General features: G+C 76.7%; 20 protein-coding genes. 4 read left to right on the top strand and 16 right to left on the bottom strand.

The annotated features are described in order from the left end of the window. Positions 1-133: 133 nt before the first annotated feature. The 10 genes from murC to mraZ form a co-directional block, all read right to left on the bottom strand. A complete protein-coding gene (gene murC, locus AAHH18_RS15180) occupies positions 134-3,115 on the bottom strand; it encodes a UDP-N-acetylmuramate--L-alanine ligase (protein WP_343302174.1) in 2,982 nt (993 codons plus the stop codon). A gap of 134 nt (positions 3,116-3,249) precedes the next feature. Beyond that, positions 3,250-4,479 carry a putative lipid II flippase FtsW gene (gene ftsW, locus AAHH18_RS15175; protein WP_343302173.1) on the bottom strand — a complete coding sequence of 410 codons (1,230 nt, stop codon included), beginning with the start codon at positions 4,477-4,479 and terminating at the stop codon, positions 3,250-3,252. Positions 4,480-4,489: 10 nt separating this feature from the next. Continuing rightward, positions 4,490-5,962, bottom strand: a complete 1,473-nt coding sequence (murD, locus tag AAHH18_RS15170) for a UDP-N-acetylmuramoyl-L-alanine--D-glutamate ligase (protein WP_343302172.1) — start codon at positions 5,960-5,962, stop codon at positions 4,490-4,492. Beyond that, positions 5,947-7,029, bottom strand: a complete 1,083-nt coding sequence (gene mraY, locus AAHH18_RS15165; protein WP_283320055.1) for a phospho-N-acetylmuramoyl-pentapeptide-transferase — start codon at positions 7,027-7,029, stop codon at positions 5,947-5,949. The genes murD and mraY overlap by 16 nt, the downstream gene beginning before the upstream one ends. Further along, positions 7,026-8,519 (bottom strand): UDP-N-acetylmuramoyl-tripeptide--D-alanyl-D-alanine ligase, encoded by a 1,494-nt coding sequence (locus AAHH18_RS15160; protein WP_343302171.1) that lies wholly within the window; start codon positions 8,517-8,519, stop codon positions 7,026-7,028. The genes mraY and AAHH18_RS15160 overlap by 4 nt, the downstream gene beginning before the upstream one ends. Beyond that, positions 8,516-10,120 (bottom strand): UDP-N-acetylmuramoyl-L-alanyl-D-glutamate--2,6-diaminopimelate ligase, encoded by a 1,605-nt coding sequence (locus tag AAHH18_RS15155; RefSeq protein WP_343302170.1) that lies wholly within the window; start codon positions 10,118-10,120, stop codon positions 8,516-8,518. Before AAHH18_RS15155 ends, AAHH18_RS15160 begins: the two co-directional genes overlap by 4 nt. Before the next feature lie 73 nt (positions 10,121-10,193). Further along, positions 10,194-12,074 carry a peptidoglycan D,D-transpeptidase FtsI family protein gene (locus AAHH18_RS15150; protein ID WP_343302169.1) on the bottom strand — a complete coding sequence of 627 codons (1,881 nt, stop codon included), beginning with the start codon at positions 12,072-12,074 and terminating at the stop codon, positions 10,194-10,196. Further along, on the bottom strand, positions 12,071-12,484 hold the full coding sequence (locus AAHH18_RS15145; RefSeq protein WP_283320051.1) for a hypothetical protein: 414 nt from the start codon (positions 12,482-12,484) through the stop codon (positions 12,071-12,073). Before AAHH18_RS15145 ends, AAHH18_RS15150 begins: the two co-directional genes overlap by 4 nt. Beyond that, positions 12,481-13,566, bottom strand: coding sequence for a 16S rRNA (cytosine(1402)-N(4))-methyltransferase RsmH (gene rsmH / locus AAHH18_RS15140; protein ID WP_343302168.1), 1,086 nt, complete (start codon positions 13,564-13,566; stop codon positions 12,481-12,483). The genes AAHH18_RS15145 and rsmH overlap by 4 nt, the downstream gene beginning before the upstream one ends. Positions 13,567-13,749: 183 nt before the next feature. Further along, the gene (gene mraZ / locus AAHH18_RS15135) at positions 13,750-14,184 is read right to left on the bottom strand and encodes a division/cell wall cluster transcriptional repressor MraZ (protein WP_283322019.1); all 435 of its coding nucleotides are present in this window, start codon (positions 14,182-14,184) and stop codon (positions 13,750-13,752) included. 504 nt (positions 14,185-14,688) lie between these two features. Here mraZ and AAHH18_RS15130 point away from each other — a divergent pair. From AAHH18_RS15130 to AAHH18_RS15120, 3 genes are read left to right on the top strand one after another with little or no spacing between them, the layout of a single operon-like run. Beyond that, positions 14,689-15,693 (top strand): AAA family ATPase, encoded by a 1,005-nt coding sequence (locus AAHH18_RS15130; protein WP_343302167.1) that lies wholly within the window; start codon positions 14,689-14,691, stop codon positions 15,691-15,693. Positions 15,694-15,728: 35 nt separating this feature from the next. Beyond that, a complete protein-coding gene (locus AAHH18_RS15125; protein ID WP_343302166.1) occupies positions 15,729-16,913 on the top strand; it encodes a DUF58 domain-containing protein in 1,185 nt (394 codons plus the stop codon). A gap of 37 nt (positions 16,914-16,950) precedes the next feature. Beyond that, the gene (locus AAHH18_RS15120; RefSeq protein ID WP_343302165.1) at positions 16,951-19,194 is read left to right on the top strand and encodes a DUF3488 and transglutaminase-like domain-containing protein; all 2,244 of its coding nucleotides are present in this window, start codon (positions 16,951-16,953) and stop codon (positions 19,192-19,194) included. 247 nt (positions 19,195-19,441) lie between these two features. Here the strand turns inward: AAHH18_RS15120 and AAHH18_RS15115 are convergent, their stop codons facing one another. The 3 genes from AAHH18_RS15115 to AAHH18_RS15105 are packed head-to-tail and all read right to left on the bottom strand — an operon-like array spanning position 19,442 to position 21,653. Continuing rightward, positions 19,442-19,831 (bottom strand): DUF3040 domain-containing protein, encoded by a 390-nt coding sequence (locus tag AAHH18_RS15115; protein WP_283320046.1) that lies wholly within the window; start codon positions 19,829-19,831, stop codon positions 19,442-19,444. Positions 19,832-19,869: 38 nt separating this feature from the next. Next, the gene (gene dinB / locus AAHH18_RS15110; RefSeq protein WP_283320045.1) at positions 19,870-21,219 is read right to left on the bottom strand and encodes a DNA polymerase IV; all 1,350 of its coding nucleotides are present in this window, start codon (positions 21,217-21,219) and stop codon (positions 19,870-19,872) included. Beyond that, positions 21,216-21,653, bottom strand: coding sequence for an SAV_6107 family HEPN domain-containing protein (locus AAHH18_RS15105; RefSeq protein ID WP_222169670.1), 438 nt, complete (start codon positions 21,651-21,653; stop codon positions 21,216-21,218). Before AAHH18_RS15105 ends, dinB begins: the two co-directional genes overlap by 4 nt. Positions 21,654-21,854: 201 nt before the next feature. On the opposite strand from AAHH18_RS15105, the gene AAHH18_RS15100 reads away from it, so the two are divergent. Beyond that, complete coding sequence (locus tag AAHH18_RS15100; protein ID WP_343302164.1) at positions 21,855-22,670, top strand: spermidine synthase; 816 nt, start codon at positions 21,855-21,857, stop codon at positions 22,668-22,670. 106 nt (positions 22,671-22,776) lie between these two features. Here the strand turns inward: AAHH18_RS15100 and AAHH18_RS15095 are convergent, their stop codons facing one another. The 3 genes from AAHH18_RS15095 to AAHH18_RS15085 all read right to left on the bottom strand — a co-directional run bounded on the left by AAHH18_RS15095 (position 22,777) and on the right by AAHH18_RS15085 (position 25,582). Further along, positions 22,777-22,980: a cold-shock protein gene (locus AAHH18_RS15095; RefSeq protein WP_146952335.1), complete on the bottom strand. Its 204-nt coding sequence runs from the start codon at positions 22,978-22,980 to the stop codon at positions 22,777-22,779. 317 nt (positions 22,981-23,297) lie between these two features. Beyond that, on the bottom strand, positions 23,298-24,590 hold the full coding sequence (locus AAHH18_RS15090; RefSeq protein ID WP_343302163.1) for an MFS transporter: 1,293 nt from the start codon (positions 24,588-24,590) through the stop codon (positions 23,298-23,300). A 56-nt stretch (positions 24,591-24,646) separates the two neighbouring features. After that, positions 24,647-25,582 (bottom strand): proteasome assembly chaperone family protein, encoded by a 936-nt coding sequence (locus AAHH18_RS15085; protein WP_283320042.1) that lies wholly within the window; start codon positions 25,580-25,582, stop codon positions 24,647-24,649. Positions 25,583-25,771: the final 189 nt, after the last annotated feature.

Genomic DNA, 25,771 nt, shown 5'->3' with positions numbered 1-25,771 from the left:
GCGGGGGCACGGGAGGCGGCCGCACCGGACGTCGCCGGGCGGGGCTCCGACGAGGCCGGGGCCGGCCGCGGGGCGGGCGGGCGCCGCGGCCCGGACGTCCGTCCGGGCTGGGGCGGTCGCGGACGCTGCGGGGTCACGCCCGCCCGGTCCCGTCGGGCTGCTCGGCCGCGTCGTCACCCGCGGGGTCCGCGGGCACCTCGGGGGCGTCGGGGGCGTCGAGGGGCTCGCCGGCCTGCGCGTCGGCGCCGCCCACCAGCGCGTCGAGCACCTCGGCGCCGAGCAGCGTGACGTCGCCGGCGCCGACCGTGAGCACCAGGTCCCCGGGCGCGGCCGCTGCGGCCACCGCGCGGGCGGCCTCGTGCCGGTCCGCGACGTACGTGGCGCGCCCCGGCGTGGGCACCCGCTGCACGATCGTGTCGCCGCTGGTCTCCGGGTCCGGGTCCTCGCGCGCGGCGTAGACGTCGGTGACGACGACGGTGTCCGCGAGGTCGAGCGCCGCTGCGAACTCCGCCGCGAAGGTCCGCGTCCGCGAGTACAGGTGCGGCTGGAACAGCACGTGCACCCGGCCGTCGCCCGCGACGCCCCGGGCGGTGCGCAGCAGCGCGGCGACCTCGGTCGGGTGGTGGGCGTAGTCGTCGACGACGCGGACGCCGCCCGCCGTGCCGCGGTCCTCGAACCGCCGGCCCGTGCCGCGGAACTCGCCGAGCCCGGCCGCGACGGCCGCGGGGTCGGCACCGACGGCCCACGCCGCCAGGTACGCCGCCGCGGCGTTCGCCGCGTTGTGGTCGCCGGGCACCGCGAGCACCAGGTCCGCGCCGGGGACCTCGGCGGAGCGCGACGTGAGCGTGACGTGCCAGCCGCCGCCCTGCGCCCGCACCGGGCCGAGCACGAGGTCGGGGCCCGGCCCGTCCCCGGCGACCGACGCGTCCGAGCCGTACGTGAGGACGCGGACGCCCCGCCGCGTGAGACGGTCCCGCACCGCGTCGACGAGCCGGGCCGCACCCGCGTCGTCGAGGCAGGCCACGAGCGCGCCGCCGTCGAGCACGCGGTCCGCGAACGCCTCGAACGCGGCCTCGAACGCCTCCGCCGAGCCGTAGTGGTCGAGGTGGTCGGGCTCGACGTTGGTCACGACGGCGACCGCCGGCGCGTACGCCAGGAAGGACCCGTCCGACTCGTCGGCCTCGGCGACGAAGACCTCGCCCGCCCCGGTGCGGTGCCCGGGCGCGGCGCCGTCCGCGGTGAGGACGGTGCCGCCGATCGCGTACGACGGGTCGAGCACCGGGTCCTCGCGGCCGGCGACGGCGAGCGCGGTCGCGACCATCGTCGACGTCGTCGTCTTGCCGTGCGCGCCGGCCACGGCGATGCCGATGCGCCCGGTCATGAGCGCGGCCAGCGCCTCGGAGCGGTGCAGGACCCGCAGCCCGCGCTCCCGCGCCGCCGCGAGCTCGGGGTTGGTGTCCCGGATCGCGCTCGACACCACGACGGTGTCGACGCCGGCCAGGTGCGCCGCGTCGTGGCCGACGTGGACGACCACGCCCGCCTCGCGCAGGGCCGGCAGGGCCGGGCCCTCGTGCGCGTCGGAGCCGGAGACCGGCAGGCCGCGCGCGGCGAGCAGCCCCGCCACGGCGGACATCCCCGCCCCGCCGACGCCGACCAGGTGCACGCGCCCGAGATCGGCCACCGCGTCACCGCGGGTCGCGGCGGGGTGGGCGCTCGGCTCACCGTCCCCCCGGCCTCCCGCCGCCGCGGCGTCGTCGCCGTCCGGCACGGCCGTGCCGCCGACCGCCGCGCCGTCCGCGAGCGGTCCGTCGTCCGCCCCGGAGCCGTCGCCCGCCGGGCCCGCGTCCGCACGACCCGCTCCGTCGGCGCGCGCCTCGCGCTCCGCGGCGTCCGCGGCGGCACGCTCGGCCGCCGCCCGCTCCGCCTCCGCCCGCTGGGCGGCGACCCGCTCGCCCTCGGCGAGGGCGTCCAGCACGAGGTCGGCGACGCGCGCGGCGGCGTCCGGCACGCCCACCCGGGCGGCGGCCTCGCCCATGGCGCGGCGCTCGTCCGCGGCACCCGGCTCCAGCAGCGGCAGCAGGTGCGTGGAGATCCAGTCGCCGGTGAGGGCGTCGTCGGCGACCAGCAGCCCGCCGCCCTCGGCGACCACGGGCTGCGCGTTGAGCCGCTGCTCCCCGTTGCCGACGGGCAGCGGCACGTACACCGCCGGGATCCCGAGCGCGGCCAGCTCGCTGACCGTCCCCGCGCCGGCCCGGCACAGCACGAGGTCCGCGACGGCGAGCGCCTGCTCCATCTCCCCCAGGTACTCGCGCACGTGGTAGCGCTCGGCGCCGGGGACGCCGCGCACCGCGGAGCGCACCTCCTCGGCCTTGCCGGCGCCGGTCAGGTGCAGCACCTCGGCCCCGGTCGCGAGCACGGCGCGCGCCTGCGCGGCGAGCGCGCGGTTGACGGACACCGCCCCGAGCGAGCCGCCGGTGACCAGGAGCGTGACGCGGGACGGGTCGAAGCCCAGCTCGGCGGCCGCGCGGCGCCGGGTCCCCTCAGGGTCGCGGGCGCGGTCGGCCAGCAGGCCGGCGATCTCCGGGCGCAGCGGCAGCCCGGTGACCTGGGCGCGCGGCAGCCGCGTGCCGGGGAAGGTCACCGCGACGGCGTGCGCGCCGCGCGCGCCGAGCCGGTTCGCGAGCCCGGCCCGGGCGTTCTGCTCGTGGACGACCACGGGCACGCCGCGGGAGCGGGCCGCCAGGTAGGCGGGCGTCGAGACGTAGCCCCCGAACCCGACGACCGCGGACGCGCCGGTGGCGTCGATCGCCTCGCCCGCCGCGTCGACCGCCACCCGCAGCATCCGGGGCAGGCGCAGCCAGTCCGGGGTGGGCCGGCGGGGCAGCGGCACCTTCGGGACCACGCGCATCTCCAGCCCGCGCTCGGGCACCAGCCGCGACTCGAGGCCCTCCGCGGTGCCGAGCGCGACGAGGCGCAGCTCCGGGTCGCGGGCGCGGAGCTCCTCCGCCACGGCGAGCAGCGGGTTGACGTGCCCGGCCGTGCCGCCGCCCGCGAGCAGGACCGCGCGGGGACGCGTCTCCTCGTCGTGCGTGGCGTCGGCGTCGGGTGCGGTCACGGGGTCCTCCGGTTCAGGCGCGGGGGCGCCGGTGGTGCGAGCGGGACGAGGGGCGGGGGTGCCGGGCGCGGGCCGGCGGCCGGTCCGGCGCTCCGGGACGGCACCGGGCGGGGTGCTGCGGGGCACCGGCGACGTCAGGCACGGGTCCGCCCGATCACGGCGAGCGACCGGCGCACGACGCTCGGCCGGGCGGCGAGGGCCTCCGCGGCGCCCGGCTCGGTGCGGGCGAACGACACGACCATGCCGAGGGCGACCAGCGTCGTGATGAGGGCGGACCCGCCCGCCGACACCAGCGGGAGCGGCACGCCGATCACCGGCAGCAGCCCGACGACGACCCCCATGTTGACGAGGGCCTGGCCCACGATCCACGCGGCCACGCCCCCGGTGACGATCTGGGCGAACGGGTCCCGGTGCCGGGCGATGACGCGGAACATCGCGAACGCCAGCACGGCGACGAGCACGAGCACGAGCAGCGTCCCGATGAGGCCGAGCTCCTCGCCGATGATCGCGAAGATGAAGTCGTTGTGCGCCTCGGGCAGGTACGACCACTTCTCGCGGCTCTGCCCGAGGCCGAGCCCGGCCCAGCCGCCCGTGGCGAGCGCCTGCAGGCCGTGGACCGTCTGGTAGCAGCCGCCCAGCTCGTCGCAGTCGCCGGTGAACCAGTCCAGGATCCGGCTGGTCCGGTTGGTGCTGCCGATCGCGAGCACGGCGACGCCCGCGGCGGCCGCGACGCCCGCGGCGGCGAAGATGCGCATGGGCACCCCCGCGACGAACAGCGCGCCCGCGACGAGCAGCAGCATGATGATCGCCGTGCCCAGGTCGTGGCCGAGCAGGACCATGCCGACGGCACCGGCGGCCACCGGCAGCGCCGGGATCGCGGCGTGCTTCCAGTCGTCGAACAGCGGCTGCTTGCGGGCGAGCACCGCGCCGAGCCACACGACGAGCGCGAGCTTGAGCGCCTCGGCGGGCTGCGCGGTGAACCCGCCGACGCAGACCCAGCCCTGGTTGCCGCCCTTGCCGCAGCCGAGCGGCGTGTAGACGAGGAGCTGCGCGACCAGGCCGGCGCCGAGCAGCGGCCAGGCGAGCGCCTGGTACACCCGCGACGGCATCCGCGAGGCGACCCACGCCAGCGGCAGGCCGATCAGCGCGTACTGGGCCTGGTTGCGGAACACCGCGTACGGCGAGTCGTCGCTGGCGAGCGAGTCCACCGAGGAGGAGGACAGGACCATGACGAGGCCGAGCACGAGCAGCAGCCCGGCGGCGCCGACGAGCAGGTAGTAGCTCGTGACGGCGCTGTTCCACTGCCCGAGCCGCGAGGGGCGCTGCTCCGTGGCGGGCGACGGGGCGTCGGTCGTCTGGGCCATCGGCGCCGGGTCACCCCCTCGGGAGCAGTGCGCGGACCTCGGCGGCGAACGCCTCTCCCCGTTCGGCGTACGAGGAGAACTGGTCCATCGAGGCGCACGCCGGCGCCAGCAGGACGGTGGTGCCGGCGCCCCGGGCGTCCGCCAGGCGGCGGGCCTCGGTCACGGCGCGGGTCATCACCGTCCCAGTGTCACCGGGATCCACGCGGACCACGGGGACCTGCGGCGCGTGTCGGGCGAGCGCGTCGGCGAGCGGCGCGGCGTCCACCCCGATGAGGACGACCGCGTGCAGCCGGTCGGTCCGCGACGCCACGAGGTCGTCGAACGTCGCGCCCTTCGCGAGCCCGCCCGCGAGCCACACCACGCTGCCCGGGGCGAAGGCCGCCAGGGACGCGGCCGCCGCGTGGGCGTTCGTGGCCTTGGAGTCGTCCACCCAGCGCACGCCGTCGACCTCGGCCACCGTCGCGATCCGGTGCGCGCCGGGCCGGTAGGACCGCAGCCCCGCCCCGACCGCCTCGGGCGGCACGCCGTGCGCGAGCGCCAGGGCGGCCGCGGCGAGCGCGTCCTGCACGACGTGCGGCGCGAGCCCGTCCGGCCCGGCGAGGTGCGCCAGGTCGTCGAGCGTCGCGAGCTCCTGGGCGTGGGTGTGCCGCAGCGCGGCGAAGCCCCGGTCGACGAGGACGTGGTCGACGAGGCCGACCTGGCCGACCGACGGCGCGCCGAGCGTGAAGCCCACCGCGACCGCGCCGTCGGCGACGTCGGCCTCCCGCACGAGGTGCTCCGTGGTGGGGTCGGCCGCGTTGTAGACGCACGCGACCTCCACGCCCGAGTAGATGCGCCCCTTGTCGGCCGCGTACGCGTCGAGCGAGCCGTGCCAGTCCAGGTGGTCGGCCGCGACGTTGAGCACCGCGGCCGCCTGGGCCGCCACCGACGTCGTGTGATGCAGCTGGAAGCTCGACAGCTCGACGGCGAGCACGTCGAGCGCGGGGTCCGTCGCGGCCAGGACGACCGGCGTGCCCACGTTGCCCACCGCGGCCGAGCGCCGGCCGGCCGCGCGCAGGATCGCGTCGAGCATCTCGACGGTCGTCGTCTTGCCGTTGGTGCCGGTGACCGCGAGCCACGGCGCGGGGCCGTCCCCGGTGTCCCGGCCGACGCGCAGCCGCCAGGCGAGCTCGACCTCGCTCCACACCGGCACGCCGGCCGCGCGGGCGGCGGCGAGCAGCGGGTGGGCGGGCGGCCAGCCCGGGGAGACGACCACGACGTCGGCGGCGTCCAGCAGGCCCGCGGCCAGGAACGCGTCGACGCGGTGGTCGGCGTCCTCGGCGCGGTCGTCGACCGTCGTGACGTGCGCGCCCAGGCCGGTCAGCACGTCGCGCGCCGCGCGGCCGGAGACGCCGAGGCCGGCGACGACGACCCGGGCGCGCCCGAGGTCCTGCGCGGTCGCGGGTCCGGCGGCGCTGTCGTCCACGGTCAGCCCGTCACCCACTCCGCGTAGAAGATGCCGACGCCCAGGGAGACGAACAGCCCGGCGATCAGCCAGAACCGGATCACGATCGTGACCTCGCCCCACCCCGACAGCTCGAAGTGGTGGTGCAGCGGCGCCATCTTGAACACCCGCTTGCCCGTCAGCTTGAAGAAGCCGATCTGGATCACGTCGGACATCACGATGATGACGAACAGGCCGCCGATGATCGCCGCGAGCACCTCGGTGCGGGTGACGATCGACAGGCCCGCCAGCGCGCCGCCGAGGGCCAGCGACCCGGTGTCGCCCATGAAGATCTTGGCCGGGCTGGCGTTCCACCACAGGAACCCGAAGCACGCGCCGGTGATCGCCGCGGCGACCACGGCCATGTCGAGCGGGTCGCGGGTGCCGTAGCAGCGGGTGGGGTCGCCGTCGGGGAGTCCGCAGCGCTGGTTGAACTGCCAGACGCACACGATGACGTACGCGCCGAACACGATCAGCGACGACCCGGTGGCGAGCCCGTCGAGCCCGTCGGTGAGGTTCACCGCGTTCGACCAGGCGGTGATGAGGAAGTTCGCCCAGATCACGAACAGGATCGCCCCGACGGTGGCGCCGGCGAACCCGAGGTCCAGCCCGGTGTCCCGGATGAACGAGATGTGCGTCGAGGCGGGCGTGCGCAGGGTCGCGTCGGGGAACTGCAGCGCGAGCACGGCGAACGTGATGCCGACGAAGCCCTGGCCGACGATCTTCCAGCGCGCGGACAGGCCGAGGCTGCGCTGCCGGGAGATCTTGATGAAGTCGTCGAGGAACCCGACCACGCCGAGCCCGGTCATGAGGAACAGCACCAGCACCGCGGACGCGCTCGGCAGCGTCCCGGAGGCCAGCACGGCGGCGCCCCAGCCGAGCAGGGTGGCGGCGATGATGACGACGCCGCCCATCGTCGGGGTGCCGCGCTTGGTGTAGTGCGCGGTCGGGCCGTCCTGCCGGATGAACTGCCCGTACTGGCGCCCGACGAGGAACGTGATGAACAGCGGGGTGGCGAGCAGCGCGACGACCATCGCGACGCCGCCGGCGACGAGGACGGAGATCACGGCTGCACCTCCGCGGGCACGCCCGTCAGCAGGTCGCCGAGGCGCCACAGGCCGGCGCCGTTCGAGGCCTTGAGCAGCACGACGTCGCCGGGCCGCAGCTCCGACCCGAGCAGCTCCGCGGCGGCGTCGACGTCGTCCACCACGACGACCTCGTCGCCCCACGACCCCTCGCGCACGGCTCCGGCGGCGATGCCCCGCGCGCCCTCCCCGACCACGACGGTCAGGCCGACGTTGAGCCGCACCACCTGCAGGCCGATCGCCTCGTGCTGGGCGCGCGCGTCGGGGCCGAGCTCCATCATCTCGCCGAGCACGGCCACCGAGCGGCGCTCGCGCCCCGCCAGCACGGCGAGCGCCCGCAGCGCGGCGCGCATCGAGTCGGGGTTGGCGTTGTACGAGTCGTCGACGACCGTCACCCCGTCGGGGCGCTCGACGACGTGCATGCGGTGCGGGCTGATCGCGTCGGCGGCGGACAGCCCGGCGGCGACGTCCGCGAGGGACAGGCCGACGACGAGCCCGGCGGCCGCGGCGGCCAGCGCGTTGTGCACGTGGTGCTCCCCCACCAGCCGCAGCGTGACGTCGGCCCGCTCCCGGGACGTCTCCCCCTCGACCGGCGGCACGCGCCCGGCGTCGAGCGTGAACGCCGCCCGGCCGGCGCGGTCCACGCGCAGGTCGACGGCGCGCACGTCCGCCCCGGTGGTGGTGCCGAACGTCGCGACGGGCCCCGGGGCCAGCTCCGCCATGGCCAGCACCCGGTGGTCGTCCGCGTTGAGCACGGCGACGCCGCCCGGCGCGAGACCGGTGACGAGCTCGGACTTCGCGCGCGCCACGGCCTCGATCCCGCCGAAGCCCTCCAGGTGGGCGTGCCCGACGACGAGCACCACGGCGACGTCCGGCGGCGCGATGTCCGTGAGGTAGTCGAGGTGGCCGATCCCCGAGGCGCCCATCTCGAGCACGAGGAACCGGGTCTGCTCGTCCGCGCGCAGCACGGTGAGCGGCAGACCGATCTCGTTGTTGAACGACTTCTCGGGCGCCACCGTCGGGCCGGCCACGGTGCACAGCTGCGCCAGCAGGTCCTTGGTGGTGGTCTTGCCGACGGATCCCGTCACGCCGATGACGCGCAGCCCGCTGCCGCCCGGCTCGACCGCGGCCTCGCGCAGCTGCTCGAGCACGACGCGCGCCAGCTCGCCGAGCGCGCGCTCGACGTCGTCCACCACCACCACGGGCAGCGGCACCGGGGCGCCGTCGCCGGAGCCGTCGTCGGTGAGCTCCCGCGTCGCCAGGACGAGCGTCGCGCCGGCGCGCACGGCGGCGGCCGCGTAGTCGTGCCCGTCGACGTGCTCCCCCGGCAGCGCGACGAACAGCGCGCCGGGCCCGGCCAGCCGGGAGTCCACGACGACCGGTCCGGTGACCACCGTGGACGGGTCGAGGTCCGCCGGGCGCAGCCGCCCGCCGGTCGCGGCCGCCACCTGCGCCGCCGTCATCGCGATCACGCGTGCTGCTCCTGCTGCTGCCGGGCCGTCCGCTCCGCGTCGGCCGCGCGCAGGACGTCGCGGTCGTTGTAGCGGTGGAAGACGCCGGCGATCTCCTGGGTCGGCTCGTGACCCTTGCCGGTGATGATGATGGTGTCCAGCTCCGTCGCGAGGTCGAGGGCGTCGTGGATCGCCTGCGTGCGGCTCGTGGCCTCGTGCACGTCCGCCAGGTCGGGGCGCTCCTCGCGCACCCCGTCGAGGATCGCGGCCCGGATGGACGCGGGGTCCTCCGAGCGGGGGTTCTCGTCGGTGACGACGAGCACGTCGGCGAGGCGCGCGGCGATCCGGCCCATGATCGGACGCTTGCCGCGGTCCCGGTCGCCGTCGGAGCCGAACACGATGACGAGCCGGCCGGGCGTGATCGGGCGGACCGCCTCGAGCGCCAGGACGAGCGCGTCCGGGGTGTGGGCGTAGTCCACGAGGCACAGCGGGCGCTCGTCCGGCGCCGGGCGGCGCTCGACGACCCGCTCCATCCGGCCGGGGACGCCGCTGGCGTGCCCGACGGCGTCGATCGCGTCCGCGAGCGGGACGCCGGCGCGGTGGGCGAGGACGACCGCCAGCGCCGCGTTCGAGACGTTGACCAGCCCGGGCAGCGGGCTCGCCGCGCGGTGCTCGGCGCCGTCCGGCCCGCGCAGGACGAACGAGGACCCGACGCCGTCCAGGCCGATGTCGGCCTCGGTGACGGCCCAGTCCGCCGTGGCCGACTCCGGGGAGCCGACGTGCGTCGCGACGGTGTCGACCGGGATCTCCGCCTCGGCGGCCAGCCGGCGGCCCCACTCGTCGTCCACGACGACCACGGCGCGCCGGGCGCGGCCGGGCCGGAACAGCTGGGCCTTCGCCTGGAAGTAGCCCTCCATGTCGCCGTGGAAGTCGAGGTGGTCGCGCTGGAGGTTCGTGAAGCCGGCGACGTCGAGCTCCAGCCCGTTCACCCGGCCGAGCGCGAGCGCGTGCGAGGACACCTCCATCGCCGCGGCGGTCGCGCCCCGCTCCAGCCCCAGGGCGAGGATCGACTGGAGCACCGGCGCCTCGACCGTGGTGCGGGGGCTCTCGATCGCCTCGTCGCCGATGCGCAGCTCGACCGTCCCCATCACCACCGTGCGCCCGTGCTGCCGGCGCAGCGCGGCCTCGACGAAGTACGTCGTGGTCGTCTTGCCGTTGGTGCCGGTGACGCCGACGGTCGTGAGGTGGCGGCCGGGGTGGTCGTGCAGCTCCGCGGCGAGGATGCCGGCGACGGCCCGCGGGTCGTCGCTCAGCAGCACCGGCACGTCGCGCAGCGCGGGCTCGCCGGACAGCAGCGCGGCGCCCGCGGCGTCGGTGACCACGGCCACGGCGCCTGCGGCGACCGCCTGCGGGGCGTGGGCCGCGCCGTGGGTGTGCGCGCCCGGCACGCCGACGAACACGTCGCCCGGCAGCACGTCGCCGCTCGCGACCGTGACGCCCGAGGTCAGCAGGTCGCCGGGCACCTCGGGGCCGGCGCTGACGAGGCCCGCGGCGGCGGCGAGGTCGGCGACCCGGCGGCGGTGGGGGTGCTCCGGCCGGAGCCGGCCCTGCGGGGACGTCATGGGCACGAGGCTACCGCGAGGGGCGGTCGGACCCGCGACCGGGAGGCCGCCCGTGACGGTGGTCACGCCCGCCTCACCAGGTCGTCGGGAACAGCTCGGGCTGGGTCCCACTGGGGGCCACGCCGAGCTCCGTGAGGGCGTAGCCGGCCACCTCGGAGAACACCGGGGCCGCGACGGTGCCGCCCCACTCCGACGTGCGCGGGTTGTGCAGGACGACGCTGACCGCGATGGCCGGGTCGTCGGCCGGGGCCACGCCGATGAACGACGCCGAGATGCCCTGCGAGCCGTCGGCGCGCCAGGACTGGGCCGTGCCGGTCTTGCCCGCGACGCGGTAGCCCGGGATGGCGGCCGCCGAGCCGGTGCCCTCGTCGACGGCGCTCTCCATCATGCTGAGCACGGTGGCGGCCGTCTCCGGCGAGACCACCTGGGTCGCCTCCGGTGCCTCGGCCGGCGTGTACGTGCCGTCCGGCTCGGTCCAGCCCGCGACGAGGTGCGGCGCGATGCGGGTGCCGCCGTTGGCGATCGTGGCGAACACCTCGGTGGCCTGCAGCGCCGTGACGGAGAGCGACTGCCCGAACAGCACGGCGTACTTGGACCGGCCGTCCCAGTCGTCGGACGGGTGCAGGATGCCGGGCGACTCCCCCGGCAGCTCGATGCCGGTCCGCGCGCCGAAGCCGAACTTCGACAGGTAGTCGTACCGGACCTGCTGCGGGATGTTCTGCCCGATCATGACGGTGCCGGTGTTCGACGACTCCGCGAGGATGCCGGTGGTCGTCAGGCGCAGCCCCGCGTGCTCGTGCGAGTCCTTGAACGTCTGGTTGTTCGGCGTCGTGTACTGGTAGGGCACCTCGAACTGGCTGTAAGGGTCGACGAGACCGGTCTCGATCGCCGCCGCCATCGTGATGACCTTCGCCGTCGAGCCGGGCTCGAACACGTCGGACACGGCGCTCGACCCGCTCCACAGATCCTGCGTCTTGCCCGGGTCGTTCGGGTCGACCGTGCGGGAGTCGGCGATCGCGAGCACCTCGCCGGTCTTGGTGTTGAGCGCGACGATGGACCCGGAGTCCGCACCGGTGGCGGCGACCTGCTGCTCGATGGCCTGCTGCGCCTTCCACTGGATGTCCGCGTTGATCGTCAGCTGCACGCTGCGGCCGTCCACCGCGGGGGTCGACTCCTGGTAGCCGCCGGGGATCTGCTGGCCGCCGCGCCCCCGCTCGTACGTCGTGCTGCCCGGGGTGCCGGCGAGCTCGCCGTCGAGCACCGCCTCGACGCCCGTGGCGCCGGTCCCCTCGGCGTTGACCCAGCCCAGCAGGTTGCCCGCGAGGTTGCCGTTCGGGTAGACGCGGTCCGCCACCTGGCTGGCCGTGATGCCGTTGATGCGCAGCTCGGCGACCGCCTGCCAGACCTCCGGCAGCACGTTCTTGGCGACGTAGACGAAGCCCTTGTCGCCGTCCAGCTTCGCGCCGAGCTCCGCGACGTTCGCGTCGAGCACCGGCGCCAGGAGCTGCGCCGCCCCCGCCGCGCCCGTGTACGTGGTGCCGTCGACCTTCGCCGACCAGGTGCGGATCAGCCGCTGGTTGGCCTCGATGTCGTACCGGTCGACCGACGTCGCGAGCACCTCGCCCTCGGCGTCCGTGATCTGCCCGCGCGAGGCCACGAGCGTCGCCTTCGTCAGGCGGCTCTCCAGCGCCTCCGCGGCCATCGCCTGCCCCTGCACGCCCTGGAGCCACACGAGCCGGCCGGAGAACACCGTGAGCAGCAGCGCCACCACGACGACCAGCACGGTGCGGCGGCGGTTGAGCAGCGTGATGCTGGGCCCGCCGGCGACGGCGGCGCGACGCGGCCCCCGCTGCGTGGGGACGCGCGGCGCGGAGGTGCCGGGCACGCGGCGCGCGACGCCGGCCGGGCGGGCGGGCCGCGCCGGGGCGGACGTCCGGCGCGGCGGCGTGCTCACTGGCCGGCTCCGGTCGCCCCCTGGACGGTGCCGTCCGCGAGCCGCAGCCAGGCGGTGGACCCCGCCGGCTGCATGCCGAGCGCGGTCGCCTGCTCCGCCAGGTGCGCCGGCGCCTTGTTCGCGTCGAGCTCGGCCGACAGCGACTGCTCGGTGCGCGCCAGCTCGGCGAGCCGCAGGTCCATCGTGCGGGTCGCGTACGCGCCGGCGGCGAGCTGGGTGTTCAGCAGCAGCGCCGCCAGCAGCGCCGCCGCGAGGATCGCCATGCACGTGACGACGAACGGCACGTGCGTGCGCGCCTGCGCCGGCGGCCGGACGACGCGCAGCCGGGGGCGCGCGGGGGCGGCGGCGGGGGTGGTGGACGGACGGGGGTGGACGCGCGGGGCGCGCGCCGCGGCCTGCTCGGCGCTCATGCGGTTCTCCTCGGTCCGGTGGTGCGGGTCGTGTCGGTGCGGCGGCCGGTCTCGGTGCGGCGCGCGCCGCGTCCGCGGGCGCCGTGGGGCGGGGCGCCGGCGCCGGGACGCAGGTGCTCCGGCGTCGGCCGCAGCCGCTCGGCGGCCCGCAGCCGGACCGACTGGGAGCGCGGGTTGCGGGCGATCTCCGCGGCGTCGGCCTCCTCGGCGCCGCGCGTCAGCAGCCGCAGGTAGGGGGCGTGGGTCTCCGGCACCACGGGCAGCCCGGGCGGCGCGCTGATCTCGGCTCCCGCCGCGAACGCGCGCTTCACCAGCCGGTCCTCCAGCGACTGGTACGCCTCGACGACGATCCGCCCCCCGACGACGAGCGCCTCGACCGCCGCCGGGACCGCGCGCCCGAGCACGGCGAGCTCGTCGTTCACCTCGATGCGCAGGGCCTGGAACGTCCGCTTGGCGGGGTTGCCCCCGGTCTGGCGCGCCGCGGCGGGGATGCCCGCGCGCACCAGGTCCACGAGCTGGCCGGACCGCTCCACCGGCGCGGTCGCGCGCGCCTGCACGATGCGGCGGGCGATGCGACCGGCGAACCGCTCCTCGCCGTACTCGCGCAGCACCCGGGTCAGCTCGGCCTCGTCGTAGGTGTTGAGGACGTCGGCCGCGGTGCGGCCGTGGGTCGGGTCCATCCGCATGTCCAGCGGGGCGTCCTGGGCGTAGGAGAACCCGCGCTCCGCCTCGTCGAGCTGCAGCGACGACACGCCGAGGTCCATGAGCACGCCCTGGACGCCGGGGAGGCCGAGCCGCTCGAGCACCTCGGGGATCTCGTCGTACACGGCGTGCACCGGGGTGAACCGGTCGCCGAACGGCGCGAGCCGCGCCGAGGCGAGCCGCAGCGCCTCCGGGTCGCGGTCCACGCCGACGACCCGCACGTGCGGCAGCGCCGCGAGCACGCCCTCGCTGTGCCCGCCCATGCCGAGCGTCGCGTCCACCAGGACCGACCCGGGCGCGGCGAGCGCCGGGGCGAGCAGGTCGAGGCAGCGCTGCAGGAGCACGGGCGTGTGCCGCGACGCGGCGTCGTGCTCGGACATGCGTGCCTCCTCTCGGGCGGGCTGGCGCGGCGTGGTGCGGCTGGTGCGGGTGGTGCTGGTGCGGGGCACGGAAGTGGTCGGGCGGCCCCTCCGCCGTCCGACCAGATCCCCCACCGGCCCTCTGACGCCGGGGAAGTGCGTCAGAGCTGCCGGGGGGAGGTCTCACCGGGCGGTGGTCGTGCGTCAGAAGGCTCCGGGGAACACCTCCTCGGCGGTCTCCGCGTAGCCGGCCTCCTGCGCGGCCAGGTAGGTCTCCCAGGCCTGGAGGTCCCAGACCTCGACGCGGGTGCCGGCGCCGATCACGGCGACGTCGCGGTCGAGGCCGGCGTAGGCGCGCAGCATCGGCGGGATCGACACGCGCCCCTGCTTGTCCGGGACCTCGTCGGAGGCTCCGGACAGGAACACGCGCAGGTAGTCGCGGGCCTGCTTGCTGGTGACGGGGGCCTGGCGCAGCTTGTCGTGCATCCGGGCGAACTCGTCGAGCGGCAGCAGGAACAGGCAGCGGTCCTGGCCGCGCGTCATGACCAGGCCCTGCGCGAGCTGCGGGCGGAACTTGGCCGGGAGGATCAGCCGCCCCTTGTCGTCGAGCTTGGGGGTGTGGGTCCCGAGGAACGGCACGGAGGCACCGAGGCCGGCCAGCGCCTGCTCGAACCCCACGTCGCCCACCTCCCCCGGACCGCGCTCGGGGCACCCGCTGGCACCCCGTGGCTCCACGGTACTCCACTTCACTCCACCTGTACCTGTGAGATCGGCGCCGGACGGGTGAACCTGAGCCGTCTGCGCAGGTCAGAGCCGGTGGAGCGCGGTGGAGGACATGACGCGTCCCGCGTGGCGACGGCGTGGGATCCGGCGGCCGCCCGGTCCGGTCCCCGCGGGCGCCGCAGCGCTTCGTCGCAGGTCAGCGCCTCGCGGCGTCTCGCTCGCCCCCGGCCCACGGCCGCCACCGCCCGGCCCCTCCCTCCCCGGGGAGGGAAGTGGAGCGCCCCGGCCGCGTCGCCGGGCCGCCCCGGGGGCACGCCCCACCCGGGGCCGGCGCGGGCCGTGCGGATCCCGCCGCGGCCGCCGACCTCCCGCCCACCAGCGCGGGCGCTTAGGCTTCCCCCAGTCGACCGAGGGGGTCCCATGCCGCTGGCCGTGCCCGGCGCGTCCGAGATGGACGAGCTCATCACCGTGACGGACCGGATGCGCGCCGGCATCGACCGCGTCGTCAGCGGCCGGCCGGAGCTGGTCCGCACCGCGGTCGCCGTGCTCCTCGCCGAGGGTCACCTGCTGCTCGAGGACGTGCCCGGAGTCGGCAAGACCACCCTCGCGAAGGCGCTCGCCCGCACGATCGACTGCACCGTCGGCCGGGTCCAGTTCACCCCCGACCTGCTGCCGAGCGACCTCACCGGCGTCACCATCTACCGCGCGCAGACGGGCGAGTTCGAGTTCCGGCCCGGTCCGGTGTTCTCCCACGTGGTGATCGGCGACGAGATCAACCGCGCCTCCCCGAAGACGCAGTCCGCCCTGCTGGAGTCCATGCAGGAGGCGCAGGTCACGGTGGACGGGCGGACCTACCCGCTGCCGCGGCCGTTCCTCGTCGTCGCGACGCAGAACCCGGTCGAGATGGAGGGCACGTACTCGCTGCCCGAGGCGCAGCGGGACCGGTTCATGGCGCGGCTCGCGGTCGGCTACCCGACCGCGGAGGCCGAGGTCGCGATGCTCGACCTGCAGGAGACCGCCGACCCGCTCGACGGGCTCTCGGCCGTGACGGACGCGGCGCAGGTGACGCGCCTGATCACGACCACCCGCCACCTGTACGCCTCGGCGGCGGTGAAGCAGTACGTCGTCGACCTCGTCGGCGGGACCCGTGCCGACCCGGCGCTGCGCCTCGGTGCCTCGCCGCGCGCCGCGATCCAGCTGCTGCGCGCCGCCAAGGGCCTCGCGGCGGTCGCCGGGCGCGACCACGTCCTGCCCGACGACGTGCAGGACCTGGCGGTCGCCGTCCTCGCGCACCGGGTCATCCTCAGCGCCGAGTCGCGGCTGTCCGGCCGCACCGGCCAGGACGTGATCGGCGACCTGGTGGCGCGCACCGCGGTGCCCGCCCCGGCGCGCGCGGCCGTCCGCGACCGGACCGCCGCGGGCTGATGCGCCTGCGCCCGACCCGCCGGGGGGTGGGCCTCGTGGTCGCGGGCCTCGTCGTGGCCGCGGCGGGCACCGGGCTCGGCTCGACCGACCTGCTCACGCTCGGCACGCTCCCCGTGCTGCTGGTCCTGCTCGGCCTGGCGGCCGTCGGCGTCGTCGACCCGGGCCGCGGCAACGCGCTGCGGACGCGGCGGACGGTGCGGCCCGACCCCGTGCACGCCGGGCGGACCGCCGACGTGCAGGTGGAGGTCGCCCTGGCCCGTGGCGCCTCGCGCGCACGGCTGACCGACCTGCGGCTGCGCGAGCAGGCCGCCGTCGAGCTGTCCGGCGGCCGGCCGCTGCGCGCCGCCGTCTCCCGGGAGCCGCGCGCCGTGCGCCTGCGCTACCCCGTCCAGGCCACCCGCCGCGGGCGGTGGGCGCTGGGACCGCTCGTGGTCACCCGCACCGACCCGTTCGGCGTCGCGCAGGTGCGGGCCACGCTCGGCGCGCGCGAGACGGTCACCGTGTGGCCCGCCGTGGTCGAGCTGCCCGTCCCGCGCGAGCTGCTGGTCGCCGAGCCGGAGCGGTCCGTCGTCGGCGCGCGCTCCCCCGCGTCCGACGACGCCGCGCTGCGCGACTACCGCGTCGGCGACGACCTGCGCCGCGTGCACTGGCCGAGCAGCGCCCGGCGCGGCGAGCTCGTCGTGCGCTCCGACGAGCGCGCCGGGATGCGCCCCGTGACCGTGCTGCTCGACCAGCCCGGCCCCGGCGACGCGCTGGAGTGGAGCATCTCCCTGGCCGCGTCCGTCGCGCTCGCCGTCCGCGCAGCCGGTCACCCCACGCACCTGCTCACCGGGGCGCCGGCCGACGACCGCGGGCTCGTCGACGTCGGCATGCCGGCCGCGCAGCAGCTCCTCGACGCCACCGTCGACCTCGCCGGGCACCCGGACCCCGCGGCGGCGGAGCGCGCGCTGCTCGCCGAGCTCGGCGCCGTGGACGAGGCCGACGGCGGGTCCGGGCTGGTCGTGGCGGTGCTGGGCGCGCAGGGCGGCGCCGGGCGCGCGGCGCTCGCCGAGGTCAGCCGCACCCGGCCCTCCTGGGCGGTGGTCCGGGGGGACGACGCCGACGAGCCCGCCGCCGCCACCGCCCGCGCCCTGCGCCGGGCGGGCTGGCGAGTCGTCCTGGCCGCGCCCGGCTCCGACCTCGCGGCCGCCTGGTGGCGGCTGACCGGGGCGACGACGTGAGGGCCGCACCGCGGTCCGGGCACCCCCGGAGGCAGCCGTGAGCGGCAGCGCGCTCCGGCGGGGCTGGCGCTCACCCGTCGCGACGGCCGTGGTGGCGGCGGCGACGGGCACCGCGCTCGGCGCGCTGTCGGGCCTGCTCGCCGGGAGCACCTGGGCGCTGCACGCCGTGCTCGCCGTCGCCGGCGCCGCGCTCGTGGTGCTCGGCGTGCGCACGGTCAGCCGGTCGTCGTGGCTGCCGTCCACGGTCGCGCTGATCGTCTCGGCGTACGCGCTGCTCGCCTGGTACGCGACGCCGCCCGGTGGCAACGCCCTGCTCGTCGGACCCGGCACCCTCGAACGGGCGGGGCAGCTCGGCACGCAGGCCGCCCAGCTCATCGAGGTGTCCGTGGTGCCGATGCCGGTGCCCCCACCCGTCGAGCTGCTGATCGTCGGCGCCGCCGTCCTGGTGTTCCTCGCCGCGGACCTGCTCGCCGTCGGGTGCGGCATGCCCGCGCTCACCGGGCTGGCCCTCGTCGCGGTGTGGACGCCCGCCGTCGTCCTGGGCTTCCCCGGCAGCACCGCGGCGCTCGCCGCGACCGGGTTCCTCTACCTGGTCCTGCTCGCGCTCGCACAGCCACCGGTCAGCCGCGACCGCGGAGGACGGCGCGCCGCCACGGTCCTCGCCGGCGCCGCGGGCCTGGTCGTCGTCACGCTCGCGGCCGGACCCGTCGTGGCGGCCGTGCCCGCCTGGTCGTGGCTCGACCTGCCCGACGTCGGCACCGGCGCGGTCGGGCCGGTGCGTCTCGCCGACGACCTGGACCTGCGCGACAGCCTGCGCGAGCAGTCCTCGCAGGTGGTGCTGCGCTACACCGTCGAGGCGGTCGACCCCGAGGCCGACGGCCGCCCCGCCGCCACCGCCGGGCTCGTCGGACCGCTGCGCTCGTTCACCCTGCGCGACTTCGACGGCCGGTCCTGGCAGCGTGACCCCGGCGCGGAGCTCACGGACTGGGACCGGGCGGGGCTGCTGTCCTCCACGCCGGGCCTCGTGGGCGCCGCGCCCGACCCGGCGCGCGGCACCCTCGTCTCCGTCGACGTCCAGGTGGGGGCTCTGCGGGAGCAGCGCCTGCCGGTGAGCACGTTCCCCCGCACCGTCGCGATCGACGGCCGCTGGTCCTACGACGCCGCGCGGGACGAGGTCGTCGGCCAGGACCGGACGCAGGCGGGCACCCGGTACGACATGGTCGTCGAGGTGCCGGCGCTCGACGCGGACCTGCTGCGTGCCGCCACGGGCGACCTCCCGGACGGCGCCGACGCCTACCTCGCCGTCCCCGGCACGGAGCACGAGCAGGACCTGCGGGACCTCGCCGCGGAGATCACCGCCGGCGCGGGAACCGCCTACGACCGGGCCCTCGCGCTGCAGTCGTACTTCCGCGACGGCACGCAGTTCCGGTACGACACGTCCGTCGAGGCCGGCACCAGCGACGACGCCGTGTGGGACTTCCTGCAGAGCCGGCGGGGGTACTGCGTCCAGTTCGCCACCGCGATGACCGTGCTCGCCCGCACGCTCGACATCCCGGCCCGCCTCGGCGTCGGGTTCCTGCCGGGCGACCTCGGGTCGGACCGCTCGTACCGGGTCACGGGCGCCGACGCCCACGCGTGGCCGGAGCTGTACTTCCCCGGAACCGGCTGGGTGCGGTTCGAGCCCACCCCCGCCGTCCAGACCGGCCCTCCCCCCGCGTGGAGCAACCCCTTCAGCGCCACCACGCCGGACGCCGCCCCGACCACCGGCACCGCGCGACCGAGCACCGCCCCGACCCCGACCACGACGTCCACCGCGTCGAGCAGCGGCGGCGGCCTCCCGGGGGTGACGACCGCCGACGGCACCCCCGCCCCGCTCATCACGCTCGGTGTGCTCGTGCTCGTCGCCGCCGGGGTGCTGGGCGGCATCGCGCTGCGCCGGCGGCAGCAGCAGGGCTCCCGCCTCACCCCCGAGGCGGCGTGGCGACGGCTGCGGGACCGCCTGCGGCGCGCGGGCGTCGGGTGGTCCGACGCGCACACGCCCCGGCAGGCCGCCGCGGCGGTCCGCGACCAGGTGGTGGAGCGCCGCGGTCGCCCGCTGTCCCCCGAGGCGGAGCAGGCGCTCGCCGCGCTCGCCACCGCGGTCGAGCGGGAGCGCTACGCCCCGGAGCCCGGCCTGCCGGCGCCCGCCGAGCTGCAGGCGTGGCTCGCGGAGGTGCTGACGGACGTCAGCACGGGGAGCCGGCCGGAGGCGCCGGGCGACCCGCTGCCCGCGCGGGGCTGAGCGGCCGGCGACGGCGACGGCGGCAGGCGGCGACGTCAGCAGCCGGCGACGGCGGCAGGCGGCGACGTCAGCAGCCGGCGACGGGGAGCAGCCCGCAACGCCAACAGGACGCAACGGGAGCAGCCCGCGACGTCAGCAGGAGGCGACGTCAGCAGGAGGCGACGTCAGCAGCCGACGCGACCGCTGGTCATGCGCGCGCGACGGCACCACCGGGCCGCACCACGTCGCAGCGACGGGTGCGAGGGCGTCAGCGGCCCTGGTCCCGCCGACGGTCCCAGCGGTCCTCCATGCGGTTCATGAAGCCCTTCTTGCGCGGCGCGGGCCGCGGCGCCGTGCTGCCGTCGGGCCGGACGACGCCGGTCGGGCCGGCGGCGCTGCTGCGGCGCGGTCGGGTGAACGCGATCGCCACGGACGCGAACATCACGACGAAGCCGAGCACCCCGAGCCAGACCTCGGACGCGGCGGCACCACCCACCAGCAGCAGCAGCCCGGCGACGGCACCGATGCCGCCCAGGACGTACCGCAGGACCGGCTTCCGCCCACGCGAGGTGAGCGTGTTCGCGAGCCGGGGATCGTCAGACGTGAGCTGACGCTCCATCTGCTCCAGTACACGTTGCTCGTACTCGGAGAGAGGCATTCCAACCCCCCGTGCTCCGCCGTCGGGACTTCTTCACGTCAGGATAGATGCCGTTCGCGGAAGTCGGTAGTCGGAGAGGCCCGCCTCACCCGTGACGCGGACGACATCTCGGGGGCGAGCCCGTCCGGCGTCACGTCCGCGGCCTTCTCGGTGCGCGCCGAACGCCCGACCGCCGGCGTGCCCGCGCCGATCGCCGACCGTCCGAAGCGCTCCCGGACGAGGTCCATCGCGCGCTCCGCCTCGCGCCGGGCGTCGGAGTTCTCCGCCACCGCCTCCTCGAGCGTCGGCTGCCGCACGACGTCCTCGGCCGGGACCAGCCCCTCCGCCCGCACGCCGATCAGCCGCACGGGGAGACCGCCCAGGTCGACCCCCGCGAGCAGGTCCCGCGCCGCCAGGTAGATCTCCCGCCCGACGTCGGTCGGCTGGGGCAGCGTGCGCGAGCGCGTCAGCGTCCGGAAGTCGGCGGTGCGCACCTTGATCGCGACGGTCCGCGCCGCGAGGTGCTGCGCCCGGAGCCGGCCCGCGCACCGGTCGGCGAGCTCCAGCGCCTTGCTCTCGACCACCCGCACGTCCGCGACGTCGGCGGCGAACGTCTCCTCCGCCCCGACGCTCTTCTCCTCCCGGCCCGGGCGGACCGGGCGGGGGTCCCGCCCCCACGCGAGGTCGTGCAGGTGCGCGCCGGCCACCCGCCCGACGGCGCGCTGCACCGTCGCGACGTCGCTGTCCGCGAGCTCGGCGACGGTGCGGATCCCCCAGCGCTCCAGCGACGCGGCCGTCCGGTCACCGACCCCCCACAGCGCACCGACGGGCAGCACCCGCAGGAACGCCACGGTCGCCGCCTTCGGCACGAGGAGCACGCCGTCGGGCTTGGCGTGACCGGACGCCAGCTTCGCCACGAACTTGGTGGCGGCGACCCCGACCGAGCAGGTGATGCCGTACTCGGCGCGGACGCGCTCCCGGATGAGCGCCGCGATGCGGGTGGGGTTGCCGAGCCGCCGCCGGGCGCCGCCGACGTCGAGGAACGCCTCGTCCACGCTCACCTGCTCGACGAGCGAGGTGACGTCCCGCAGGATCGCCATGACACCCTCGGAGACCGCCCGGTACGCCTGGTGGTCCGGCGGGACGACGACCGCCTGCGGGCACAGCCGCAGGGCGGCCGACATGGGCATGGCGGAGTGGACCCCGAACGCGCGCGCCTCGTACGTGGCGGCCAGCACCACCGACCGCTCGGAGCCCCCGACCACCACCGGACGGCCACGGAGGTGCGGACGCCGGGCGAGCTCCACCGACGCGAAGAACGCGTCCATGTCGACATGCAGGATCGAGCAGCCGTCCTCCTCGGTGCCCCAGTCCCGCCGCGCGTCCTGGGACCGCGGGCCCCGGCTCATCCGGCGCGCGCCTCACCGACGGCAGCGGCGTCCTCGAGCTGGGCGCGCACGATGTCGAGGAAGTCCTCCGCGTGGCACAGCACCTGCTCCGCGCGCTCGGCGCTCACCGCGTCGAACCGGCCGGCGTCCACCGCGGCGCGCAGGCCGGCGCCGGCCGCGAAGTAGCCCGTCCAGCGGCCGAGCTCCGGAGCGACGCCGTCGAGCAGCTCCCACACCGTGCGCGGTGCGCGGCGACCCGACAGCGGCTGGCGCTCGGCCAGCACGGCGGCGCCGGCACGGAGGGCGGCGAGGTGCGCGTGCGTGAACTGCTCCCACGGCTCGGTCGAGAACTGCGCGGCCACGAGCTCGGCGTCCGCGCGCTGGAGGAGCTCGGCCGTGCGGCCCGAGAGCCCCGGCGCCGCACCCCGCGGGGCACGAAGGGTCCTGACCGGCATCGCGCACCTCCTTCTCTCGACCCACCCAGTATCGAACACCTGTTCGAACGCGTCAACCCGTACCGTGTCCGGATGGCCTCCCGCGACCGCTCCGGCAGGTCCGGCGGCCCCGGACGACCCGCCCGGACGACCTCAGCCTCGCACCGACCACCGACACGGTCCGCGCGCCGGGGTGGCGCGGACGCCTGGCCGGTCGGGCCGGTGCCGATCGCGACCGGCACCGCCGAGCTCGTGCGCTCGCCCGACGACCCCGACGCGGTCACGCTGCTCGTCAACGGCGTGCCGAGCTCGCACCTGGACCTGGCCGACCCGTCCCGCCTCGAGTTCGAGTACATGCAGCAGATGGCGGCGGTGCTGGACCGCCTCCCGGCGGGCACCGGGCCGGTGCGGGCGGTGCACCTCGGCGCCGCGGGCTGCGCGCTGGCACGGTGGGTGGACGCCCGCTTCCCGGGCGCCCGGCAGGTGGCCGTCGACCTCGACCCGGTGCTCGTCGCCCTCGTGCGCGACTGGTTCGACCTGCCGCGCTCCCCCGCGCTGCGCCTCCGGGCGGGCGACGCCCGGGCCGAGCTGGCCACCCTGCCCGCGGCCGGTGCGGACGTGGTCGTGCGCGACGTGTTCGCCGGCGACCGGACCCCGGCGCACCTGACCACGCAGGAGGTGGTGCAGGAGGTGGTGCGGGTGCTGCGGCCGGGCGGCCTGTACCTGGTGAACTGCGCCGACCGCCCCCCGCTCACGCTCGTCCGCGCGGAGGCCGCGACCCTCGCGACGGGGTTCCGCCACGTCGCGGCGGTCGCCGAGCCGGCGGTCCTGCGGGGCCGCCGGTACGGGAACGTCGTGCTCGCCGCGACCGACGACCCGGACCTGCTCGCCGACCCCGGCCTCGCGCGGGAGCTGCGGTCGCTCCCCGTGCCCGCGCGCCTCCTGCACGGCGACGAGCTCCGGGCGTTCACCGGGCGGGCGGCCCCGCTGCGGGACGCGGCCCCGGAGGTCGAGCCGGAGCCGGGCGTGGACCTGTAGCCGGTCCCCCACGCACGACGAGGCCGCACCCCGCTCGGGGGTGCGGCCTCGTCGTCAGGTCGTCCGCGCGGGCGTCAGCCCGCCCGGCCGGACCGGACCTCGTGGGTCAGAGCGGGCGGACCTTCTCCGCCTGCGGGCCCTTCGGGCCCTGCGTGATCTCGAACTCCACGCGCTGACCCTCGTCGAGGCTCCGGTAGCCCTGGGAGTCGATGGCCGAGTAGTGGACGAAGACGTCGGCGCCGCCGCCGTCCTGGGCGATGAAGCCGTAGCCCTTCTCAGCGTTGAACCACTTGACAGCACCCTGTGCCATGTTCTTGTCCTTCTGTCCATCCGGTGACGGTGCGGGACCTCGTGCCCCGCGCCGTGCCGCAATGCCTATCCCGCGTCCTGCACCGGGTGGACCAGCCGGATGGCTGGAAGGTGCCGTGCGGGCGACCCCGGGGGGTCCTCCCGGCGGCGCCGGTCAAGCGTCAGTACGTCACTGCAACACGCCGATCCTCTCACGCAGGTCAGCGCCGCGCCATGGTTCTTCCCCGGCCCGAGGCCCCTCCTCGACAACGATCCGGTCACGGTCCGATCACGAGATGCTCACACCGACCGGGTGGTCGGCGTCCGGGACGGACCCCGCTAGACCGCCAGGCCGGGGTGCGCGCGACGGGCCGGGCCGCGGCCCAGCAGCATGCCCAGCATCCCCACGGCCCACGGCAGCGCGACCCACGCGAACGCCGCGCGGAACGCCTCGAGGTCCCGCACCTCGCCGCCGACGCGGTCGAGCACCACGCCGACCACCAGCATGGTCGCCAGCGCGCCGACGAAGCCCCCGGTGTTGACGAAGCCGGTGGCCGTGCCGAGGCGCGCGGGCGGCGTGCAGGACCGGGCGACGTCGAACGCCACGAGCGACGTCGGGCCGCCGACCGCGACCACCACCACGAACACGACGAGCACGCCCAGCGGGACGGGGCGCGACGGCACCGCCACCGCCAGCCACGCCACGCCGACCGCGACGAGGGTGCCGACCGCCAGCGGGGTGCGGGCGCGGGGGTGCCGACCGACCAGCAGCCCCACGAGCGGCCCCGCGACGACCGCGGCGACCACGTTGACGGTGAGCAGGGCGCTCGCCTCCCCCGGCGTCCTGCCCTGGCCCTCCACGAAGAAGGCGTAGCCCCACAGCAGCACGACGACGTGGTTGCTGAACTGCCCGGAGAAGTGCATCCAGAACGCCAGCCGGGCCCCCGGGTCGCGCAGCACCGCCCGCAGGGCGCCCGGCTGCCGGGGCGGCCTCGTCCGTGCCGCACGCCGGCGCTTCAGCAGGCCGACGCGCCGCCCGCCACGGTCCGCGGGCTCCGCCGCCGGCGCGGGGGCGTCGCGCACGACGGCCAGCACCGCCACGCAGGCGACGACACCCACCGCGGCGACCGACAGGAACGTCGTCCGCCACCCCTGCGCGTGCAGCAGCGCCACGAGCGGGACCGCGGACAGCACCTGCCCGACCTGGCCCAGGCTGCCCGTGAGCTGCGTCATCAGGGGGACCCGGTGCACGGCGAACCACGCGGGGACCAGGCGCACGACCGAGACGAAGGTCAGCGCGTCCCCCGCGCCGACGAGCACGCGGCCGGCCAGCACCAGGCCCGCCGACGGGGCGAGCGCGAGCACCGCCTGCCCGAGCGCCATGACGCCGGCGCCGGTCGCGACCAGCACACGCGGCCCGTAGCGGTCGAGCAGCACGCCCACGGGCACCTGGAGCAGCGCGTAGACCACCAGCTGTGCGACGGCCATCGTCGCGAGCAGCGCGGACGACACGCCGTACAGCTCGGTGACCTCGATCGTCGCGACACCGAACGACGACCGGTTCATCACCGCGACCACGTACGCGACGACCGCCACGCCCCAGACGACGAGGGCGCGGCGGTCGGAGGTCACGTCGGACCATTCTGCCGTGCTGCGGGGCCCGTCCCGGACGGGCGCGCGCCGGGCGCCTACAGGCCGGTGCCGTCCCCGCGCTGCTCCGCGAGGAACCGCTCGAACTCCTCGCCGAGCTCGTCGGCGGTGGGGAGCTCGGCGCTCTCGGCCAGCAGGCTCGGTCGGCCGATGTTCCGCGTGAACGCGTCGTACTGCTGCTCGAGCGCGTGGACGACCGCCGCGACCTCCTCGGACTCGGCCACCTGGCGCTCGACCTCGAGCCGCGTCTCCTCGGCCGACTCGACCAGGGCGCCGAGGTCGATCTCCAGCCCGGCCGCGCGCTGCACGTGCTCGAGCGCCGTGATCGACGCCTGCGGGTACGGCGACTGCGCGAGGTAGTGCGGCACGTGGACCGCGAAGCCCATGGCGTCGTGCCCGCTCTGCCCCAGCCGGATCTCCAGCAGGGAGCTCGCGTCGGCGGGCACCTGGACCGTGCCGAACCACGACGGGTGGCCCGCGACGAGCTCGGGGCGGTTCGCGTGCGCGGTGACCGACATCGGCCGGGTGTGCGGGATGCCCATCGGGATGCCGTGCAGGCCGACGGTCAGGGGCACGTCGAAGCGCTCGACGATCTGCCGCACGGCGGCCACGTAGCGCTCCCACTGCACGTCCGGCTCGACGCCGTGCAGCAGCAGGAACGGCACGCCGCCGCTGTCGCGCACCAGGTCGACCGCGAGCTCCGGCTCGTCGTACTCGCCCCAGTGGTCGCCCTCGAACGTCACGGTCGGGCGCCGGGAGCGGTAGTCGAGCAGCTGGTCGACGTCGAACGTGACCAGCCGCTCCGTGGGGAGCTGCTCGGTGAGGTGCTCCGCGGCCAGCCGGCCGGCGCCGCCGGCGTCGACGAAGCCGCGGACGGCGTGCACGAGCACCGGCCCGCTGCCGCCGGCGCTCCGCGCCTCGACCTCGGCGGCGACCGCCGGGTCGACGGCGTAGATCTCGCTCGGGTCCAGCATGGGTCCTCCTGGATGACGTCTGCCGGGCGTCGGGGTCGACAGCCCTCCGTGCACGTCAACAGCGTGCGGCGGCGCTTGCTTCCCGCGCACGCCTCCCACGCCCCGCGTCCGCCACGGGCGAACGCCGCCGTCCCGCGGGGCCGGTCCTCGCACGTCCCCCGGTCGCCGGTGACACGCGACCTCCCCGAT

Origin of the sequence: Cellulomonas olei (genome assembly GCF_039548315.1) — a bacterium.
Lineage (GTDB): Bacteria > Actinomycetota > Actinomycetes > Actinomycetales > Cellulomonadaceae > Cellulomonas.
Note: the sequence above shows the minus strand (reverse complement) of the source record. Positions and strands in the feature narration are given on the sequence as shown.

Coding starts and splice junctions, on each gene's coding strand:
- ftsW (WP_343302173.1), bottom strand. CDS start 4,479: ATGGCCCAGACGACCGACGCCCCGTCGCCCGCCACGGAGCAGCGCCCC.
- AAHH18_RS15155 (WP_343302170.1), bottom strand. CDS start 10,120: ATGACGTCCCCGCAGGGCCGGCTCCGGCCGGAGCACCCCCACCGCCGC.
- AAHH18_RS15145 (WP_283320051.1), bottom strand. CDS start 12,484: ATGAGCGCCGAGCAGGCCGCGGCGCGCGCCCCGCGCGTCCACCCCCGT.
- rsmH (WP_343302168.1), bottom strand. CDS start 13,566: ATGTCCGAGCACGACGCCGCGTCGCGGCACACGCCCGTGCTCCTGCAG.
- AAHH18_RS15130 (WP_343302167.1), top strand. CDS start 14,689: ATGCCGCTGGCCGTGCCCGGCGCGTCCGAGATGGACGAGCTCATCACC.
- AAHH18_RS15115 (WP_283320046.1), bottom strand. CDS start 19,831: ATGCCTCTCTCCGAGTACGAGCAACGTGTACTGGAGCAGATGGAGCGT.
- dinB (WP_283320045.1), bottom strand. CDS start 21,219: ATGAGCCGGGGCCCGCGGTCCCAGGACGCGCGGCGGGACTGGGGCACC.
- AAHH18_RS15105 (WP_222169670.1), bottom strand. CDS start 21,653: ATGCCGGTCAGGACCCTTCGTGCCCCGCGGGGTGCGGCGCCGGGGCTC.
- AAHH18_RS15095 (WP_146952335.1), bottom strand. CDS start 22,980: ATGGCACAGGGTGCTGTCAAGTGGTTCAACGCTGAGAAGGGCTACGGC.
- AAHH18_RS15085 (WP_283320042.1), bottom strand. CDS start 25,582: ATGCTGGACCCGAGCGAGATCTACGCCGTCGACCCGGCGGTCGCCGCC.